Here is an 18778-nt window from a genome sequence, read left to right on the forward strand (position 1 = left end):
AGCTTTTTAGCACAGACTCCGGATGTGGAGAAGATGGGAGGAGGAGGGTGGAGAAAGCAAAGAAGGCCGAACTAAAAAGTTCAGCCTCTTATCTCTTTTGTGTAACAATCAACTTAAGCCAGCTTGTTGATATAGATAGCCAACTTAGACTTCAAGTTGTTAGCTTTATTCTTGTGGATTACATTAGTCTTGGCCAACTTGTCCAACAACTTAGTAATGCCCGGATACATAGCTGTAGCTGCAGCTTTGTCTGTAGTAGCACGAAGCTTACGAACAGCATTTCTCATGGTTTTACCATAATATCTGTTGTGAAGTCTTCTTGTTTCTTCTTGTCTGATTCTCTTCAGTGATGATTTGTGATTTGCCATCTCGACTAATCTTTTTTTAATTCGTTTATTTTTTTATTTGTAGCCCGTGGGGGAATCGAACCCCCCTTTCAAGAATGAAAATCTTGCGTCCTAACCGATAGACGAACGGGCCATCCTTTGGTGAGCGTTTCCGCTCTTGCAAACGCATTTCCTTTTGTTTGCGGATGCAAAGGTAGGAACTCTTTTTGAATTGGCAAAATATTCTCAAGAAAAAATTAATGCATGCTTATTAGTTTTCTTCTTGTTTGATGTCTTGATATTTGATAATCAGCGTAATAATAGCTTTCGTTTTTTTACTCTTCTTCCTTTATTTTTTTATTCTTCCCCTCTGATTCTTCTTCTTTCGGGCTTTTTTTGTAGCTTTGTTATCAGATTGAAACCTAAAAAAGAATCGGGAATGTTACAGAAGACGCTGGGTATCGTGCTGCGTACCTTGAAATACAAGGACACTTCGGTTATTGCGGACATCTATACGGAGGTCATCGGAAGGGCATCGTTCATGATATCCATTCCCCGTTCGCGCAAGGCGGCGGTGAAGCCGGTACTTTTCCAGCCGTTGGCGTTGGTGGAGTTGGAGGCAGATATCCGTCCCAATACTTCTATATATAAGGTGAAGGAGGCGAAGTCTTTCTATCCTTTTTCCTCGCTTCCCTATGATCCTTACAAGTCTGCCATTGCTCTGTTCTTGTCCGAGTTCCTCTATCGTGCCGTGCGCGAGGAGGCGGAGAACCGTCCGTTGTTTGCATATTTGCAGCATTCCATCGTCTGGCTGGACGAGTGCAGAGAGGGATTTGCCAATTTCCATCTTGTCTTCCTGATGCGTCTTTCCCGTTTCCTGGGCTTGTACCCCAATTTGGAGGATTATAGTAAGGGTGATTATTTCGACTTGCAGAATGCCTGTTTCACTCCGCTGCGTCCGCAACTTCATTCCAACTTTATAGCACCGGAGGAGGCTTCGCGCCTGATGCAGTTGATGCGTATGAATTATGAAACGATGCATCTTTTTGCCATGAGCCGTGCGGAGCGCACCCGTTGCCTGGTGATAATGAATGAGTATTATCGCCTGCACTTGCCGGACTTCCCGGTGCTGAAATCACTGGATGTGTTGAAGGAACTCTTTGACTAATTTCTTTTCTTATTCTGATTCTTGGATAAGCAGCGACTTTCAGGAGTATGAAAGACGGTACTATTGTGTGTAACCAACTATTGCACTGATATTGTATTCGTTATTCTCGCCTTTCATTCGTAGATACTCATAAGTAGGAGATTTGGATGCCATCTTTGTTTGTGATTCGTATTCCCACCTTAAATCCGTGTATAGAGATGATAGTGCAGCAGGATCGCTTTCGCTGATGTCGTAAGTCTCAGTCACCTCTTCTCCGTTATCGTTTTTGTATGTCAGGCTGATATATTTCTTCCCTTCCCAATCTTTTAGGGCATATATTCCTTCTTTTTTGGTGGCATAAGTGTCTCCTTGGGGCTCTTTGATAGAGAATTGTTTGCTTGTATCGTATGCGGAGAATACCAGTAGATTTTCAACTATAAAGAGTGGGTGGTTGCTGCTCTTGATAATAGTGCCTCTCCCTCCTTTTTTCTCTAAAACTTCTACTTGAAGGCTGATACTGGTCTTGCAGATATTGTCTGTCACTACAACGACGGTTTTGCCCATTTTCCTGGGAACGAAGTATAGGTCACCATAGCTTTCGTTATCATAAGGTGGGCGATAGGTTGCGTCTACGATGCTCGGGTCTTCCACATCGATGGTGTAATCCAAATTCCCGCTGGAGATGTTTATCGCACGAGCGTCTTCTATTTGCAACTCTTTTTCTTCAATAGTGAATGAAAGAGGACCGTTGTCGTCTGATGAACAAGCGGTAAGTAGCAATAAAGTTGCTGTGAATAGGAAATGATAGATTCTTTTCATAATAGTATGAGTTCTTTGAATGGTGGATTTTTGTTTAACCATGAAATAAATGAGAAGAGTGGTAAAACTACAGACACATAGTTTTACCACTTATCATTACTTGATTCAACGAGTGCAAACTTATAGAAATATGTTAAGGGACAAATGGATTATATAAAAAATCTTTTAGTCCTTTACTATTTCTTTCTGATATTGGCAAAGACACTGAATTTGGAGTTAAATGTTCCTGAGTGCGTTTCAAAGTCTATAGTTGAGTTCGAATTGAATCTGTAATAGCCATCATTAATTCCATCCCATCCCATACTGGCATGGAAATATAAATCATATTGTTTAAGAATGGTTCTACTGGTTTTGATACATTGGGCGTATCCATCAATAATCCAAGCATGACTATTTGATGTATCTTCGCTTGAACATCCCAATACTATAGCTATGTGGTCACTCATAACGCTGGCTAATATTTCATCAGGAGCCCATTTATTGTATTCATTGAGATTACTGTAAGTTTGCATGAATGATTTGATATTACTTTTTGCTGTGCTACTTGACAAGACGACGGGATCGTTACTCTCCGATTCGTAAGCAGGATTTTTGTTCCCATACTTGGGAGTTGTATTAGTTTGATCATATATATATTTAACTAGAGTTGCTGCCATATTAGCCTGTGGGTATTGTGACTCGTCAGGTCGAGGATCCCAAGGTGAATATATTAAGTTTGCATCTTGTGTCAGAAGGTTCCAGTTCATGTTCATGCCATTGATAGTAAGAACCGGTTTTAAGTAAGTTAACGCTTCTGCTATTGCGGTAACACCGCATCCGGCGGGCCAGTTCCTTTTCCTATATTTGGTGGCTACGGTTAGGTTTCCGGCTGCATCCCAAAGATAGTGTATATATTCTTCAGAACAAAAAGGAAGATGCATATTATATGGTATACGCTGTCCCCATTTTACTGTAATGAATGGACCTTTACTGTCTGTTATAGCACTTAGAGGCCTATCATAAGAAGGTGAGCGTGTAATAGCTTGATCTGTTATATTAATGTTGCTTTTAATCTTTTCAAAGTTTACTTCTTCTTTGGGAATGCCCAACTCTAAAGCAATTTTATTGATGGTTTTTTCTCTTAGAGAATCTTGAATGTGAATTACATTTCTTACATCGGATATGGTGCTTTGCTGCGCAATTTCGAGCATATACTGTTTACCGGTGTTAACTTCTGCTTCAGAACTGCCTTTTTCTATATAAGCTATTACTCCGGGTGCTCTTTTGTCACCGGAAATAACTGCTTGTCCTTCTGTGCCGTTGCGTTGAAACTTGACCTCATAAAAAGGAATAGATAAATTTCCGCCAGCTCTTGTATTGGTATTGTTGCTTACGTAGTATTTGTTTAAAACCTTAATATTAGTTATTGCGGATGAGCTTCTTGTTTGCGTATTGGCATTTGGATTGAAGTCTCTTACATAAGTAGAAATTTCATCCTCAGACAATTCATTGTTTGTGGCGTCAAAGGCAATGCTTACGGCTTCTGCCTGTGTCATTGAGATTTTGAAACTCGCTTTGTCGCTGTTTGCAACTTCTGTGGGAAGTTCATTCTCATTACATGAGAAGAAGAATCCTAGGCTCAGTATTAGAACCAGATTCTGAATAATAAAACTTTTCTTTTTCATACGTTTATGATTTTGATAATAAATAAAATGTTGTATTCTTATATGCTGTTTGTTATTCTATATAGAATTCTCCGCTTAATTCAGCGTGTCCATCCAGATAAATGAGTTCATATTGTCCGAAAGTATATCCATTCAAGTCTATGCGATAGGGTATTTGCATATTAGGAATAACCGTGTCACAGTATATTATGTTGCCTTGGCTATCCTTGATTTGGAAAGTTACCGTTTCTTCGCTTTCGCGGAGAAACTCTACAATGATGTAATTTGCATCTCCTATAGATGCGTCTATAGGTATAAGATAGGGGGACTTATGAGGGTGTTCCCAGTGCCCATTTATTGTGAAATTAATTTTTCTCTTCCCTAATGTAGTTTCAGTACTCATTGAAAAAAATGATAGCACCGTTAATAATGTGATTAATGTTTTCATCTTGATTTTGTTTTTAACTTTAGGGCAAAGTTAGTGAGAAGGTGAATACAAGATGAGGAAAATATAAGTTTTGAGGTTTACATGCTTATGCTGATAATCAGCTATTTGTGAAATATTGGTGTACTCTAATAGGGACAGAGTGAGAAATCTGGTTAATGTGCTACTGTATCATCCTATATTATTGATAAAGTGTTCATATAGCGAACTCTTGGGAGGTAGTGTTATATTTAGTTTTTGTCTTAAGCGGGAATGTTTAGTTTTGACAGAATCAGGCATAATATTGAGTAGCTTTGCTTCCTCATTACTGTCGAATGCAAACATGTATAGGCAGCAGTATCTCCATTCTTGTTCCGACAGATTAGGGCATAGACTATACACATAGGTATAAAAAGTTGGATAAATGAAGGTAATTTCATGTGTGATGCGTTCCCAAAGTTTGTCTGTGATAATTGTTTTATCATTCTTTGGCGTCTTTGAATTGGCAAGTCGTGCCAGCTCTTTATATAGGTCAGAGTCCGTCAACATTTTACGTTGTAACTTTTGGTAATTTGCTGATAGGGTAGCAACTTCTGCTTCTAATGCTTTATATTCATTCTTTTCTTTTTGTGTTTCTATCAATATCGCCTTCTTCTTTTCTAATTCGCTAGCGAGATGAAGTATTTTTATTTGAGCATGATTTAGTTCTATTTCTTTTTCTTGATTTTTTTCTTTGGCTTTCTTTTTATACAATTGATAGCTGATAGATGTTATGATTAAGAGCAGAACACTAACTGTCAGAATTAAGATATGTCTCTGTTGGGTTGATTTTAGCTTCTCATTTTCTTTTTGAGTTTTTAGGTAGTTGTATTTAGACTCTATGGTTAGTATTTGGGATTGGGTTTCAGCATATATGACGGAGTCTAATATTAGGCTGCATTCTTCTAGATTCTCCAAAGCTTGTTTATAATCTTTTTGGACTTTATTTATTTGATAATATAAATCCTTTATGGTGTATGTGTACTTAGAAGTATCTAGTGGCAGCTTCTTTAAGAGTTCGTAAGCCTTGTGAATAGAATCTGAATTGATGTATGCTTGAATGAGGGCGGCATTGTTCGGGATACTTTTGTTATCTTGCCGTATTGCCCGTTTTAAATATTGTATCGCTTTGCCATATTCCTCTTGCAGTGAGTAAATATTTCCTAAAGAATTATTTATGGAAGATTTCAGTTCGTCATCCTTTGATAAATGTGTGGCTAATGAATCTGCCAGGAGCATGATGCTTTCTGCTGCATTGAGAGAATCCATCAGTGCATACCCGCGTCCGATGTCTCTGAGTGCACAGATATAACTATCTGTCTTGTCGATGGATTTGAAAAGGTCGGCGGCAATCTTATATTTGTTTATGGCAATGGAATACATGGATTTACTTTCATACAGTGCTGCTATGTAGGAGTTAGTGTGTCCTGCAAGGTTGTAAAGCTTGTGTTTCTCAGTGATGTCCAAAGTATTTGTGTATGTTGTCATTGCCTTGTCTTTATCGCCTTCTTCAGCATAGCTACGTCCCAGATAGAGCATGACTTGCGCCTTATCTTCTGCTGTGCCGTACTTTGAAAACCATCTGTTGGCTTTTTCCATGTAGAACGGGGCCGGGAGTGGGGTATAAATCTTGTCTGCAATCTTGCCGGACAGCATGCACCAACGCGAGAAATTTCTTTCGTTCAGGCTGTCTGGAGCTAATATTACATTCAGCGTGCAGAGGGCACTATCGGGATTTACCTCAATGAGGCTTGCTGCTTCATTCAGTATTTTGTTGGCAGTAATGTCTTGCTGATTGTGGCATCCGGTGAGAAAGAAGAGGATGGCAATCAGGTAATTCAGCGCATTTTTCATGTACAGTTTGAGTTGTTTATTCTTAGTGCAAAGTTAAAGTTTTTTTGTTTTTTAGCTGCTTTCTTCTGCGTTTTTCTGTCGTTGAATTACTTTTTTCTTCATTCATACACTTTATATCTTTCTTCTTTATCAGATATGAATTTCACAGTTCTTATGTCTTTGTTTCCGTTCCCTATGGAGACACTTCCGTTCCCATGTGTGGAAACTGTCGTTCCCATAAGAGGAAACGCTCGTTCCCATTAAAGGAAACTGTCGTTCCCACAAGGAGAAACTGGCGTTCCTGCGCGCGGAAACGCTAGTTTCCTAGTGGTAGGAAACCGCAACGCATTAGTTATCAGAGAGAAAGTGTATATGAAAAGACCGTGTTTCAAGCCTTTTTCCCTTCTGAAAGAAAGGGAGAAAGACGTGAAGCACGGTCTTTATAACAAGAAAAGCTTGGGGCTGATTATCCCAACAGTTCTTTTACTTTGGCTGAGATGGCACGGCCTTCGGCAAGTCCGGCAAGTTTCTTGCTGGCTACGCCCATGACTTTGCCCATGTCTTTGCCGCCGGTAGCACCTGTTTCGGCAATGATTTCTTTTAGTGCGGCTTCCAACTCTTCGGGAGTCATCTGCTTGGGCAGGTAGGCTTCCATTACCTTTACTTGTGCCAGTTCGGCATCTGCCAGGTCTTGGCGGCCTTGTTGTACGTATATCTCGGCTGCATCTTTGCCTTGCTTGGTCAGTTTCTGAACAATCTTCATAGCATCTGCATCGCTCAGTGTATCGTTGGCTCCCGGGGCGGTTTTGGCTTCCAGGAATACTTTCTTGATATTTCTCAGAGTGTCGAGCGCCACTTTATCTTTGGCTTTCATTGCGGTTTTAATGTCTTCGCTGACTCTTTCAAATAAATCCATAAGGCTATTTTGCTTTTAAGTTATTGTTCAATAAATGGGATTTAGAAGGTGATGACTCCTCCTTCATTGGCTTCACTCTCCTTCGCCGCTTCCGTAGCCAGCATGCTTTCCGTTTCGGCTTTCACCCGGATGTTGGTCAGGGTACTCTTGTCGCGGGAGTATGTGGGGGAGTTCTCTACCATGCTGATGATGTCGGCATTGTCCAGATCTTCGGGGTTGAAGATGTAGATGTGGCGACGTCTTGTATGCAGGTGTCTGGTGTTGGCATCCTTGCCGTAGTACACTTCACGACGGTTGCGCTTCTGTTCTTCCTCTTCCTCCAGTTCGGCAAGGCGCTGTTGCTCTTCGGCGGTGCGCTGGGTGATGCGGTCGTCCATCTCCTTCATGTGGATGTCCTGGATACCGAAGCCGGTGGCAAGCAAAGTGATCTTTACTTTCTGCTCCAGCTTGTCGTCGATGGCCATACCAAATTTGGTCTCGAAGTCGCGGCTGAAACGGTTCATAAACTCTTTCACTTCGTCCATTTCGCTCATCATCAGCTTGTGTTGCGAACTGTAGGAGATGTTGAGCAGTACCTTCTTGGAGTTGAAGATGTCGTTGTTGTTCAGCAACGGAGAGTGCTGCGCGTTCTTGATGGCTTCGCTCACGCGGTTGTCGCCTTCGCCGTAGCCGGTACTCATGATGGCTACGCCGCCGTCTTTCAGCACCGTCTTCACGTCGTTGAAGTCGAGGTTTACCTTTCCGTGCAGAGTGATGATTTCGGCAATGCTCTTGGCGGCTACCGAGAGGGTGTCGTCGGCCTTGTCGAAGGCGTCGTCTACGGAGAGTTCGCTGTATATTTCGCTCAGTTTCTCGTTGTTGATGACCAGCAGGGCGTCTACGTGCTTGCTGATTTCTTCTACACCGTCCAGCGCCTGGTCTATCTTCTTATCGCCTTCCCAGCGGAAGGGGATGGTGACGATGCCTATGGTGAGGATGTCCATCTCTTTGGCGGTCTTCGCGATGATAGGTGCGGCTCCGGTACCCGTGCCGCCGCCCATTCCGGCGGTGATGAATACCATCTTGGTGCCGTCGTTCAGCATAGTCTTGATATCTTCGATGCTCTCTTCGGCAGCCTTACGGGCGCGTGCAGGACGGTTTCCGGCACCGAGCCCTTCTTTGCCGAGTTGCAGCTTTACCGGTACGGGAGAGTCTTTCAGCGCTTGGTTATCTGTATTGCACAGCACGAACGTAACGTCATGTATGCCTTCCCGGTACATGTGGTTCACGGCATTACCGCCACCACCGCCTACACCGATTACTTTGATAATCTTCGGCGAATCCGTCGGGAAATCGAATTGTACTATATCGTCCATAGCTTTATTAATTGATAATTGACAATTGGTAATTGACAATTAGGGTTATACATTTGATTACTTCATATCGTCGTCCGAGAAGATTTCGTTGGAAATCTTGTTGAAAGTCTTCTCGATCCAGCTGGGTCCTTTTTTCGCTTTCTGCTTTTTAGCTTCTTTCTCGCGTTGTTCTTTCTCTTTGCGCTCACGGTCCTTGCGCTCCTTCTCTTCCTTCTCGCGTTGCGCTTTGGCGGCACGGGCGGCAGCTTCCTGTTCTTTCAGTACTTCGTCGTTGCCGAACATGTCAACCGGTTTGGGAGTAGGGGTGCTGACGGGCTGTGCGGGCTTCACTTCTTGCAGGCAGCAGTTCTCTTTGCCCGCAACAAGCAGACCGAGCAGAGTGTTCTGCCGTCCATCCTTCTTCAGCACATCTGTGTAACCATGCACGGTGGTATGCACAAGCTTCATGGTCTTTACCTTCTCCATCTTGCTTTGCTTCTGGAAAGCCTTTTCGATATTCTTCAGATTGGCACCACCGCCGGTGAATACAACGCCGGAGAAGAGTTTGTCTTCATAACCGGAAAGTTGCAGTTGGTTCCATACGTTGGCAAGAATCTCCTCCGCACGTGCTCCTATGATGTTGTTCAGCAAAGCCAGGTCGAACGTCCGTCCGTCTTCCAGCGTGCATACGGCAGGGGTCTCTGCGTCTTCCTCCTCTTCGTAGAGGGCATCGCCGTATTGCAGTTTCAGCTTTTCGGCATCTTCTTCCTCCATTTGCAGGGAAGTGATGTCGTGGGTGATGTTGCTGCTACCCAACGGCAGTACACTCAAGTAGCGCAGGATGTTGTTCTTATAAACCAGCACCGTTGTAGTATCGGCGCCGAAGTCCACCAAGGCACAGCCCGAACGCATCTCGCTTTCCGTCAGTACAACTTTGGCCAGGGCTGTGGGTGCAACGAGCAGATCGTCGGCTATTTCCACCTTGGCTTGCTCGAAGCTGTGTTCGAGGTTCTTCTTGAGCGAAGCACGGGCCACGATGTTCAGGAATTGTCCGGTGACCTGCTGGCCGGTAACACCTACCGGATCTACTTGCAGGTTATTGTCAATCTTGTATTCTTGTGGGGCGACATCCAAGATACACCAGTCTACCAAAGCTGTGTCGCGATTTTTGTCACAGATGGAGTCTATCAATTCCTGCGAGATGATGTCTTCTCCTTCTTCTAGCGTACGGCTTATCGCATTTTTCACTGTGTGTAATGACTGTCCGCCGATGCCTACATATACTTTGGCAATGGAGTTGTTCAACTGGCCTTCCAACTTGTTGACGATGGAGGTCAGTGCCTGTGCGGTCTTATCGATATTGTAGATGGCACCCTTGTGGATAAACGAGGATGCATCTTCGCGTGCATAAGCCAACACCTGGATGCTTCCATCACTGTTCTTCTTTCCTGCGATACCGGAAATCTTAGAAGAACTCAACTCGATAGCGGCGATAAAATCTGTTGTTGCCATATCTTTCTTTTAATTATGATTTCATTTACAATTTACTACTCCCGTTTCGTACAGATAATCTGATTACTAAATTCAACGTTGATGCGGGAGTATTTGTTCCAGCCTACCTGGTTCAAACCTTTTTCGTAGAATACTTTCAGCCGTTTGAGCTTCTTTTCAAAGCCGTCCAGTTTGCCGAGGTCGATAATGTGGTCGCCAACCCGTGGCACCAGTTCCACCCTCTTGCCGGACAGCACATGAATCTGCTCAATCTGTGCATCCCAGAACGGATTGTTCTGCAAAAATACACCAAACTTATATAAATCCCTCATGGCAAACGACTTTTCTACATTTCCGGTCACAACGGGGAGGTGTGCAACGCACTTTGCATCGGGTGGCATCACCGTTCCTTTGTCGTCCAGATAGTAGTTCTCGCCGTTGGCGCTCATCACCCTCAGGATGGGGATGCGCTGGGCTACTTCGATGTAGAGTTTGCCGCTGGGCGTCTTGTAGCATTCCACCTGGTCGATGAGCGGATGTTTGGCAAGTTCGCGTTCCAGGGTCTTGGTGCGGATGCGCTCCATGTCTTTCCCGACAGGGCTGATGCCTTTCTTTTCCAATAGGGTAGCTACTTCCTTTTTCGTAATGAAGCCGGCATATACCGTGTCTTTAATCACTAACTCCACATCTTGGCACACCTGGGCGGCCGGCTTCCGGTTGAAGGCGGTGATGGCCACTGCCAGGTAGGCGATGACGAGCAGCAGGACGATAGAAAGTAGAATCCTCTTAATCATGATACTTCTCCGATAATAGTTGGGTTATTTGGGGTACATAGTTATCCAGGTCACCGGCTCCAAGCACTATCAGCACTTCGGTGTGCTTTTGTGCGAGCAGGTTCAGTACGTCTTCCTTCTTGCAGATACACTTCTCGATGCCCGGGCGGAGCTGGTCGTAAATCAGTTGGCTCGTCACGCCGGGGATGGGCTGTTCGCGTGCCGGGTAGATTTCTGTCAGGATTACTTCGTCTGCCTGGGAGAGGCTGTCGGCAAAATCACGGTAGAAGTCGCGGGTGCGGGTGTAGAGGTGGGGTTGGAAGATAGCGGTTATCTTCTTGTCCCGGTACAACTCGCGGATGGACTTCACGCTTTGGGCTATTTCTGCCGGATGGTGGGCGTAGTCGCTGAGGAATACAATCTTGTCCGTCTTCAGCTTGAAGTCGAAGCGGCGGTCTACTCCGCGGAAGCTTGCCATGCCTTGTCTGATTTCCTCGTCGGTGGCACCACTGAGGTGGGCAAGCGCCATGGCGGCTACGCCGTTCTCGATGTTGATGCTGACGGGGACGCCCAACTGAATATCGTTGATACGGGTATCGGGGGCAATGAAGTCGATAAAGATCTCACCGTTCCCGATGCGGATGTTCTCGGCATGGAAATCGCCTTCGGTGCGCGAGTAAGTATAGGTCTTGACACCCGGCTGTACGTCGGGTTGCATTTCCAGTCCCCGATGGATGATAAGGGCGCCGCCGGGCTGGATAAGCGTGGTGTAGTGGCGGAAGCTTTCCAGGTAGGCTTCTTTGGTACCGTAGATGTCCAGATGGTCGGGGTCGGTAGCTGTGATAACGCTCATCCAGGGAGACAGCCAGTGGAAGGAACGGTCGAACTCGTCTGCTTCGATCACTGTATAAGGGCTGGTGGGGGAGAGCAACAGGTTGGTGCCGTAATTCTTCGAAATGCCTCCGAGGAAGGCGGTGCAACCTACGTGCGACTGGTGCAACAGGTGGGCAGCCATGGTGCTGGTGGTGGTTTTGCCGTGTGTGCCTGCCACGCAGAGGCCCTTGCTGCTACGGGTGATGATGCCCAGTACTTGGGAGCGCTTATGTATCTCGAAACCATTTTCACGGAAATAAGTCAGTTCGGCATGTTCCTGGGGAACGGCAGGGGTGTAGATTACCAGGGTGGTGGCTTGGTCCTTGCAGTTCTCGGGGATGAGGTTGACGTTCTCTTCGTAATGTATTTGTGCACCTTCCGCAATGAGGCGTTCGGTCAGTTCGCTTGGGGTACGGTCGTAGCCGGCTACTGTTTTTCCTTTGGAGAGGAAGTAGCGTATCAGGGCACTCATACCGATGCCGCCGGCACCGACGAAGTAGACGGATTTGATTGTTTCTAAATCTTTCATCTTCTATATTGGGTTCTATTCCTTTATCAGTTTCAATACTTCTTTTGCTATAATCGTCGCCGAGTCGGGCAATGCCAACTTGGCAATGTTCTCGCTCAGGCTTTTCAGCTTTTCGGCATTGGAGATTGTTTCCAGGGCTGCAGGCAGCAGCTTCTCCTTGGCTTCCACGTCTTTCACGTAGATGGCGGCATCCTTGTTCACCAGTGCCAGGGCATTCTTGGTCTGATGGTCCTCGGCCACGTTGGGCGAAGGCACCAGGATGACCGGTTTATGCAGCAGGCAAAACTCCGAGATGGAACCGGCTCCTGCGCGCGAGATGACCAAGTCGGCGGCTGCGTATGCGCTTGCCATGTCCTTGATGAAATCCGTAACGTACAGATTCGGAATGGCATTGATATGCGGATGGCGCACGGCTTCTCCCGTGGCGGCAGTGATGGCTTCCCTTATCTGCTCGATGTATATCTTTCCCGTCTGCCAGATGAACTGTATGTTCGGGTTGGTACGGATGGTCTCCAATCCTTCGGTCAGGGTTTGGTTGATGGTGCGTGCTCCGAGGCTTCCGCCCAGTATGAGGATGGTTTTCTTCTCCGGATTCAGCCCGAAGAACTTCACAGCTTCCTCGTGCGGGGTGGAGTGGGCGAGCAGATTCTGGCGTACCGGATTACCGGTCATGATAATCTTCTCGGCCGGGAAGAACTTCTCCATACCTTCGTAAGCCACACAAATTTTGCTGGCTTTTTGTGCCAGGAGCTTGTTGGTGACGCCGGCGTATGAGTTCTGCTCTTGTATCAGCGTGGGGATGCCCATCATTCCTGCCGTCTTCAGTGTGGGGCCGCTGGCATAGCCGCCCACGCCTACCGCTACTTGCGGACGAAACTCTTTGATGATGCTGCGCGCTTTCCACTGGCTGCGTGCCAATTTTACCAGTACGGCTACGTTCTTCCACAAATGCTTGCGGTCGAAGCCGGCAATGGGCAGGCCGATGATTCTATATCCGGCATCGGGCACACGTTGCATTTCCATTCTTCCTTCGGCGCCTACGAAGAGGATTTCGGCATCGGGGCATAGCTCCTTTATGGCGTTGGCGATGGAGACTGCCGGGAAGATATGTCCGCCGGTTCCTCCGCCGCTGATGATTATGCGTGGGTTACTGTTCATTTCTATCTGTTTATACTAACGTTCTGTTCTTTTCTTTTCTACTCAAACTCTGCATCACTGTTCAATACCTTTGCCGTCGGCTCGGCTGCAGTCTGGGCTTCGCTGTTGGCAGGCAGTTCCGGATGTTCCGGGTCTGCCGCATCTACCAGCATCGGTATTTGGGCATCGTGCATCTTCTGTTCCTCCAGCTTGGCTGTATATCGGCTTACGCTTAATATCATGCCGATGTAGGCACAGTTGATGAACGTGGATGTTCCTCCTTTACTGATAAGCGGTAGCGGTTGTCCTGTGACGGGCGCCAATCCTACGGCTACCATCATGTTGAACAGCGCTTGTGTGACGAGCAGCAGGGCTATTCCTATAATGAGGAAAGCAGGGAAAGTGCGGTCGCACTTCTTGGCTATACGCCCTACGCGTACCAACAGGCAGACGTAGAGGAATACAACAACGATTCCGCCCACCAGTCCCAGTTCTTCGATGATGATGGCGTAGATGAAGTCGGAAAAAGCCTGGCTCAGGAAGTCGCGTTGCACGGAGTTTCCGGGGCCTTTGCCTATGACGTTACTGGTGGCTACGGCGATGCGCGCATGTGCCACCTGTCCGTCTCCGTCTGTATCGAACTTGGCGGCAGGCACTTCTTCTTTGTTGGTAAAGTCTGCAATTCGTGCCTTGACCGTTGTAAAGCGGTGTCCCATCGGAATCTTTTCGAGCGTTTTGTCCGGCGTGGCCAGCAGGAAGGTGACAAATACTGCACCGACTGCCATGATTCCTCCTCCCAATATCAATAGTTTCTTGAGAGAAATGCGTCCGATGAACATCATCAGGTAGACTGTGCCGAAAAGCAGCATTCCCGTCGAATAGTTCTCCGGCAGGATAAGGGCGCAGACGATGCAGGTGATAATCATGATGCGCTTGAAGGCCTTCGGGCTTGCCCCGTCTTCATCCTGCCCCTTCGAGAGGATAAAGGCGGTGACGATGATGACTGCCATTTTCGCTATCTCGGATGGTTGGAACTGTATGCCCATGAACGTCATCCAGCGGGCGGCACCATTCACGCGGTCGCCGGTGACGAAGCCCATCAGCATGACGAAGGCAAGCAACCCGATGGAAATGGGCAGCAGGAATACCGGAAACACCTGAAACCATTTATAAGGTATGTTGTGCACCAGTACCACGATGATAGCACCCACTATCAGCAGGATGCTGTGCTGTGTAATCGGTCCCCAGTGGTCGCCGCTTTTATAAGTCAGCGTACTGGCAGCACTGAACACTTCCGTGATGGAGATGAGACAGAGGACCAGGAAGATGATCCAGATAACCTTGTCTCCTTTGAATATGCTCTTTAGTAAATCCAATGCTTCGCAAATTAAAAGTTAATAATTACAGCGCCCTAACACAGTCTTTAAACTGATCGCCGCGGTCTTCGTAACTCTTGAAGAGGTCGAAGCTGGCACAGCAAGGGCTGAGCAATACGGTTTCGCCTTTCTTTGCCAGTTTGAAGGCTGCATCTACGGCATCTTTCATTCCGGTCTGCACATCGGCTACGGGCAGTCCCATGCGGTCGAAGAACTCATGTAACTTCTCGTTGTGCAGTCCCAGGTACACCAGGGCGGAACACTTCTCGCGTACAAGGTCTTCTATCTCGGTGTAATCGTTTCCTTTGTCCTTACCGCCAAGGATAAGCACTGTCTTGGTTTTCATGCTTTGCAAGGCATACCAGCAGGAATTGACGTTCGTGGCTTTGGAGTCGTTGATGAATTCCACACCGCGTACGGTGGCAACCTTCTCCAACCGGTGCTCCACTCCTTTGAAGTCGGACAGCGCCTGGCGGATGTATTCTTTCTGTATGCCGGCAAGGTTGGCAGAGATACCGGCAGCCAAGGAATTGTACAAGTTATGAGTACCCTGCAAAGCCAGTTTTTCCTGCTCCATGTTGAAGGCTATCGGCTCGTTGATTTCCACTTCTCCGTCTTCCACGTAGGCGATGGCTCCGTCTTCTTTTACGGCGGCAAAGGGGTAGAGCTGCGCTTTCAGCCCGTGCTTGTCCAGTTCGCGTTTGATGATGGGGTCATCGTTCCAGTAGATGAAAGCATCTTCCGGTGTCTGGTTCTGGGTGATGCGGAATTTGGCATCTACGTACTTCTGCATGCAGTGGTCGTAGCGGTCCAGGTGGTCGGGCGTGATGTTCATCAGCACGGCGATATTGGCACGGAACTTATACATGTTGTCCAGCTGGAAGGAACTCAGTTCGATGACGTAATAGTCGTGCTGTTCGGTGGCTACCTGCAAGGCGAGGCTGTTGCCTATGTTTCCCGCCAGCCCTACGTTCAGTCCCGCACTCTTGAAGATGTGGTAGATGAGGGAAGTGGTGGTAGTCTTTCCGTTCGATCCGGTGATGCAGATCATCTTGGCATTCGTATAGCGGCCGGCAAACTCTATCTCGGAGATGACAGGCGTGCCTTTCTCTTTCAGTTTCAGAATAAGCGGAGCATCATTGGGGATGCCGGGACTTTTCACCACTTCATCGGCGTTCAATATCAGTTCTTCGGTGTGGTGTCCTTCTTCCCAGGCGATGCCATACTTGTCCAGCAGTTCCTTGTATTTGTCTTTGATGGCGGACATGTCGGAAACGAACGTGTCGAAACCTTTCACTTTGGCGAGTACGGCAGCACCTGCGCCGCTTTCGCCTGCTCCTAAAATTACAATTCTACTCATATATGTTCTACTTATCTTATCTTCAATGTTATAATCGTTATCGCTGCCAGCACAATGGTTACAATCCAGAAGCGGACGGTAATCTTCGATTCGTGGAACAGCTTCTCCGGTTTGGTGAACACTACGCTGCATCCCGGTTCTATCAGGCTCATGGAAGTACGGAAGTGGTCGTGTATCGGTGTCCGCTTGAAGAGTCGTTGCTTTACGCCCTTCCGCTTGCCCGCCTTGTAGTAGAAGCGCTGCAGGATGACCGACAGATTCTCTACAAGGAATACCCCGCAAAGAATAGGTATCAGCAGTTCCTTATGGATGATGATGGCAAATACGGCGATGATACCGCCAATCGTCAGACTGCCCGTATCGCCCATAAATACCTGTGCCGGATAGGCGTTGTACCACAAGAAACCGATGAGGGCACCGATAAAGGCGCAGATAAAGATTACCAGTTCCTGCGAGCCGGGAATGTACATGATGTTCAGATATCCGGCGTATTCAATGTGGCTGGATACGTAAGCCAGTATTCCCAGCGTCAATCCGATGATGGCGGAGTTGCCTGCTGCCATGCCGTCCATGCCGTCGTTCAGGTTGGCACCGTTGGAAACGGCAGTAACCACAAAGATGGTGATGATGACAAACAGTACCCAGCCCACCGTCTGCGCATGCTCGCCCATAAAGCCTACGAGGTCGGAATAGTCGAAGTTATTGCTTTTGAAGAACGGAATCGTGGTTTGCGTAGCCTTGATTTCTTTGGCGGCATGTACCACTTCTATCCCTCCGTCCGGCTTCTGTATCTCGATGTTTTCACGGATCACAACCTGCGGGCTGAGGTAAAGCGTCAGTCCCACGATCAGTCCCAGACCTACCTGGCCGATAACCTTGAACTTGCCGTGCAGTCCTTCCTTATCTTTCTTGAATATCTTGATGTAATCGTCGGCAAACCCCAGTGAACCCAGCCATACGGTGGTAATCAGCATCAATATCATGTAGATATTGTCCAACCTGCCCAGCAGCAGGCAGGGGATGAGTATGGCAAAGATGATAATGACACCGCCCATGCTGGGCACGCCTACCTTGTTCACACCGAACGGGTCGATGCTGGCATCGCGTTGCGTTTCGGTAATCTGCTTCCGTTTCAGCAGGTTGATGAACTTGTCGCCCCAGATACTCGAAATGAGCAATGCCAGGATGATGGCCATCAACGAGCGGAATGATGTATAGGAGAACATCCCCGCACCGGGGAAGTCGTATTTATCTAACCATTGGAATAAGTAATAAAGCATGTTTCTGGAAGATATTAGTTAGTTCATTATTTCGTTGAGTATCTCCTTATCGTCGAAGTGATGCTTCACCCCCTTAATCTCCTGATAATTCTCGTGTCCCTTTCCGGCAACGAGGATTACGTCTCCCGCTTGTGCCAGCATGCAAGCTGTCTTGATGGCTTCCCGGCGGTCGGCGATGCTGATTGTCTTCTGCATATCGTCCTTGTCCAGTCCTGCCAGCATATCGTTGATGATATCCTGCGGCTCTTCAAAACGCGGGTTGTCCGAGGTGATGATGACGCGGTCGCTGGCTTTGGCTGCTTCCTTTGCCATAATGGGACGCTTGCCTTTGTCGCGGTTGCCGCCTGCACCTACTACGGTGATTACCTTGCCTTTTCCTTCCAGCACTCCGTGAATGGCGTTCAATACATTGACCAGTGCATCCGGGGTATGGGCATAGTCCACAATGGCGGTGAAACCTTTGGGTGAACGTATGGCATCGAAACGTCCCGCTACCGGATGGAGGGTGCTGAGGGCAACGAGTACCTCTTCCTCTTTCTTGCCCAGCAATACGGCAGCGCCGAATACGGCAAGCAGGTTGTAGGCATTGAACTTGCCGATGAAGTGTACAGCCAACTCCTGGTTGTTGAAGTCGAGCAGCATGCCTTCGAAATGAGATTCCAATACCTTGCCTTTGAAGTCGCTGAGGCTGCGCAGGGAGTAAGTATATACTTTGGAACGTGTGTTCTGAGTCATCACCAGCCCGTTCTTGTCATCCAGATTCGTCAGGCTGAAGGCACCCTTGGGCATATCATCGAAGAATTTCTTTTTGGCTTTGAGGTAGTTCTCCACTGTTTTGTGATAGTCCAGGTGGTCGCGCGTCAAATTACTGAAGATGCCGCCGGCAAACTTCAATCCACTGATGCGCTTCTGGGCAATGGAGTGGGAGCTGACTTCCATAAAGGCATACTTGCAACCGGAGTCGGCCATTTCGCCCAGCAGGCGGTTCAGCGTAATGGGGTCGGGGGTAGTATGCTCGGTAGGTACGGGCTGGTCGTCGATGTAATTGCATACGGTAGAAATCAGTCCGACTTTATAGCCGAAATAGCGGAATGTATTATATAATAAGGTAGCGATGGTCGTTTTTCCGTTTGTTCCGGTCACGCCTACAAGTTCCATTTTGGAGGTAGGGTCGCCATAGAAGGTGGTGGCTATTTTGCCCACTGCATCTTCACTGTCTTTCACCACGATGTAGGTGACGCCTGCGTTCAGCTTTTCAGGCATTTCCTCGCAGAGCACGGCAACGGCTCCTTTGTCGATGGCTGCCGGGATATAGGCATGCCCGTCGGTCTGCGTGCCACGCATGGCCATAAACAGATGTCCGGCTTCTACCAGGCGGGAATCTATATTAACCCCTGCTATCTCCATCTCTGTACTTCCGGTAACTTGGACCGGTTGTATCGCTTTCAACAAATCACTAAGTTTCATATACCTTATTA

Annotated in this window: 16 protein-coding genes and 1 tRNA gene; 1 reads left to right on the top strand and 16 read right to left on the bottom strand. The window is 47.2% G+C overall.

Features of this window, described 5'->3' with window-relative positions:
• Positions 1–113 precede the first annotated feature (113 nt).
• A complete protein-coding gene (gene rpsT / locus AAE250_RS01465; RefSeq protein ID WP_005830420.1) occupies positions 114–368 on the bottom strand; it encodes a 30S ribosomal protein S20 in 255 nt (84 codons plus the stop codon).
• Between the two features lie 40 nt (positions 369–408).
• Positions 409–480: transfer RNA gene (locus tag AAE250_RS01470), tRNA-Glu, on the bottom strand.
• Between the two features lie 285 nt (positions 481–765).
• Here AAE250_RS01470 and recO point away from each other — a divergent pair.
• Complete coding sequence (gene recO / locus AAE250_RS01475) at positions 766–1494, top strand: DNA repair protein RecO (RefSeq protein ID WP_294595285.1); 729 nt, start codon at positions 766–768, stop codon at positions 1492–1494.
• Between the two features lie 60 nt (positions 1495–1554).
• Here recO and AAE250_RS01480 read toward each other — a convergent pair whose 3' ends face one another.
• The 14 genes from AAE250_RS01480 to AAE250_RS01545 all read right to left on the bottom strand — a co-directional run bounded on the left by AAE250_RS01480 (position 1555) and on the right by AAE250_RS01545 (position 18767).
• Positions 1555–2292, bottom strand: a complete 738-nt coding sequence (locus AAE250_RS01480; protein ID WP_294595283.1) for a hypothetical protein — start codon at positions 2290–2292, stop codon at positions 1555–1557.
• A gap of 176 nt (positions 2293–2468) precedes the next feature.
• Positions 2469–3956: a C10 family peptidase gene (locus AAE250_RS01485; RefSeq protein WP_294595281.1), complete on the bottom strand. Its 1488-nt coding sequence runs from the start codon at positions 3954–3956 to the stop codon at positions 2469–2471.
• 52 nt (positions 3957–4008) lie between these two features.
• Positions 4009–4383, bottom strand: a complete 375-nt coding sequence (locus tag AAE250_RS01490) for a DUF3244 domain-containing protein (RefSeq protein ID WP_294595280.1) — start codon at positions 4381–4383, stop codon at positions 4009–4011.
• A 168-nt stretch (positions 4384–4551) separates the two neighbouring features.
• The gene (locus AAE250_RS01495) at positions 4552–6252 is read right to left on the bottom strand and encodes a tetratricopeptide repeat protein (RefSeq protein ID WP_294595278.1); all 1701 of its coding nucleotides are present in this window, start codon (positions 6250–6252) and stop codon (positions 4552–4554) included.
• Between the two features lie 445 nt (positions 6253–6697).
• A complete protein-coding gene (locus tag AAE250_RS01500) occupies positions 6698–7147 on the bottom strand; it encodes a GatB/YqeY domain-containing protein (protein ID WP_294595276.1) in 450 nt (149 codons plus the stop codon).
• A gap of 41 nt (positions 7148–7188) precedes the next feature.
• Positions 7189–8502 carry a cell division protein FtsZ gene (ftsZ, locus tag AAE250_RS01505; protein ID WP_294595275.1) on the bottom strand — a complete coding sequence of 438 codons (1314 nt, stop codon included), beginning with the start codon at positions 8500–8502 and terminating at the stop codon, positions 7189–7191.
• A 57-nt stretch (positions 8503–8559) separates the two neighbouring features.
• Positions 8560–9993, bottom strand: coding sequence for a cell division protein FtsA (gene ftsA, locus AAE250_RS01510; protein ID WP_294595273.1), 1434 nt, complete (start codon positions 9991–9993; stop codon positions 8560–8562).
• A gap of 35 nt (positions 9994–10028) precedes the next feature.
• Positions 10029–10766 carry a cell division protein FtsQ/DivIB gene (locus tag AAE250_RS01515; protein WP_294595271.1) on the bottom strand — a complete coding sequence of 246 codons (738 nt, stop codon included), beginning with the start codon at positions 10764–10766 and terminating at the stop codon, positions 10029–10031.
• Positions 10759–12147: a UDP-N-acetylmuramate--L-alanine ligase gene (gene murC / locus AAE250_RS01520; protein ID WP_294595270.1), complete on the bottom strand. Its 1389-nt coding sequence runs from the start codon at positions 12145–12147 to the stop codon at positions 10759–10761. Before murC ends, AAE250_RS01515 begins: the two co-directional genes overlap by 8 nt.
• 15 nt (positions 12148–12162) lie before the next feature.
• Positions 12163–13305, bottom strand: coding sequence for an undecaprenyldiphospho-muramoylpentapeptide beta-N-acetylglucosaminyltransferase (gene murG / locus AAE250_RS01525; RefSeq protein WP_294595268.1), 1143 nt, complete (start codon positions 13303–13305; stop codon positions 12163–12165).
• Positions 13306–13343: 38 nt separating this feature from the next.
• Entirely contained in the window at positions 13344–14660 is a 1317-nt protein-coding gene (locus AAE250_RS01530; RefSeq protein ID WP_294595266.1) for an FtsW/RodA/SpoVE family cell cycle protein, read from the bottom strand.
• A gap of 25 nt (positions 14661–14685) precedes the next feature.
• A complete protein-coding gene (murD, locus tag AAE250_RS01535; protein WP_294595264.1) occupies positions 14686–16020 on the bottom strand; it encodes a UDP-N-acetylmuramoyl-L-alanine--D-glutamate ligase in 1335 nt (444 codons plus the stop codon).
• An 11-nt stretch (positions 16021–16031) separates the two neighbouring features.
• Positions 16032–17300, bottom strand: a complete 1269-nt coding sequence (gene mraY / locus AAE250_RS01540) for a phospho-N-acetylmuramoyl-pentapeptide-transferase (protein ID WP_294595262.1) — start codon at positions 17298–17300, stop codon at positions 16032–16034.
• Positions 17301–17318: 18 nt separating this feature from the next.
• Complete coding sequence (locus AAE250_RS01545) at positions 17319–18767, bottom strand: UDP-N-acetylmuramoyl-L-alanyl-D-glutamate--2,6-diaminopimelate ligase (RefSeq protein WP_294595261.1); 1449 nt, start codon at positions 18765–18767, stop codon at positions 17319–17321.
• Between the last annotated feature and the right edge of the window lie 11 nt (positions 18768–18778).

The sequence above is a fragment of the Bacteroides sp. GD17 genome, assembly GCF_038448625.1.
GTDB lineage: Bacteria > Bacteroidota > Bacteroidia > Bacteroidales > Bacteroidaceae > Bacteroides.

Bases quoted from the DNA above. Each gene is read 5' to 3' on its own strand.
- rpsT (WP_005830420.1), bottom strand. From the start codon at position 368: ATGGCAAATCACAAATCATCACTGAAGAGAATCAGACAAGAAGAAACA.
- recO (WP_294595285.1), top strand. From the start codon at position 766: ATGTTACAGAAGACGCTGGGTATCGTGCTGCGTACCTTGAAATACAAG.
- AAE250_RS01480 (WP_294595283.1), bottom strand. From the start codon at position 2,292: ATGAAAAGAATCTATCATTTCCTATTCACAGCAACTTTATTGCTACTT.
- AAE250_RS01485 (WP_294595281.1), bottom strand. From the start codon at position 3,956: ATGAAAAAGAAAAGTTTTATTATTCAGAATCTGGTTCTAATACTGAGC.
- AAE250_RS01490 (WP_294595280.1), bottom strand. From the start codon at position 4,383: ATGAAAACATTAATCACATTATTAACGGTGCTATCATTTTTTTCAATG.
- AAE250_RS01495 (WP_294595278.1), bottom strand. From the start codon at position 6,252: ATGAAAAATGCGCTGAATTACCTGATTGCCATCCTCTTCTTTCTCACC.
- AAE250_RS01500 (WP_294595276.1), bottom strand. From the start codon at position 7,147: ATGGATTTATTTGAAAGAGTCAGCGAAGACATTAAAACCGCAATGAAA.
- ftsZ (WP_294595275.1), bottom strand. From the start codon at position 8,502: ATGGACGATATAGTACAATTCGATTTCCCGACGGATTCGCCGAAGATT.
- ftsA (WP_294595273.1), bottom strand. From the start codon at position 9,993: ATGGCAACAACAGATTTTATCGCCGCTATCGAGTTGAGTTCTTCTAAG.
- AAE250_RS01515 (WP_294595271.1), bottom strand. From the start codon at position 10,766: ATGATTAAGAGGATTCTACTTTCTATCGTCCTGCTGCTCGTCATCGCC.
- murC (WP_294595270.1), bottom strand. From the start codon at position 12,147: ATGAAAGATTTAGAAACAATCAAATCCGTCTACTTCGTCGGTGCCGGC.
- murG (WP_294595268.1), bottom strand. From the start codon at position 13,305: ATGAACAGTAACCCACGCATAATCATCAGCGGCGGAGGAACCGGCGGA.
- murD (WP_294595264.1), bottom strand. From the start codon at position 16,020: ATGAGTAGAATTGTAATTTTAGGAGCAGGCGAAAGCGGCGCAGGTGCT.
- mraY (WP_294595262.1), bottom strand. From the start codon at position 17,300: ATGCTTTATTACTTATTCCAATGGTTAGATAAATACGACTTCCCCGGT.
- AAE250_RS01545 (WP_294595261.1), bottom strand. From the start codon at position 18,767: ATGAAACTTAGTGATTTGTTGAAAGCGATACAACCGGTCCAAGTTACC.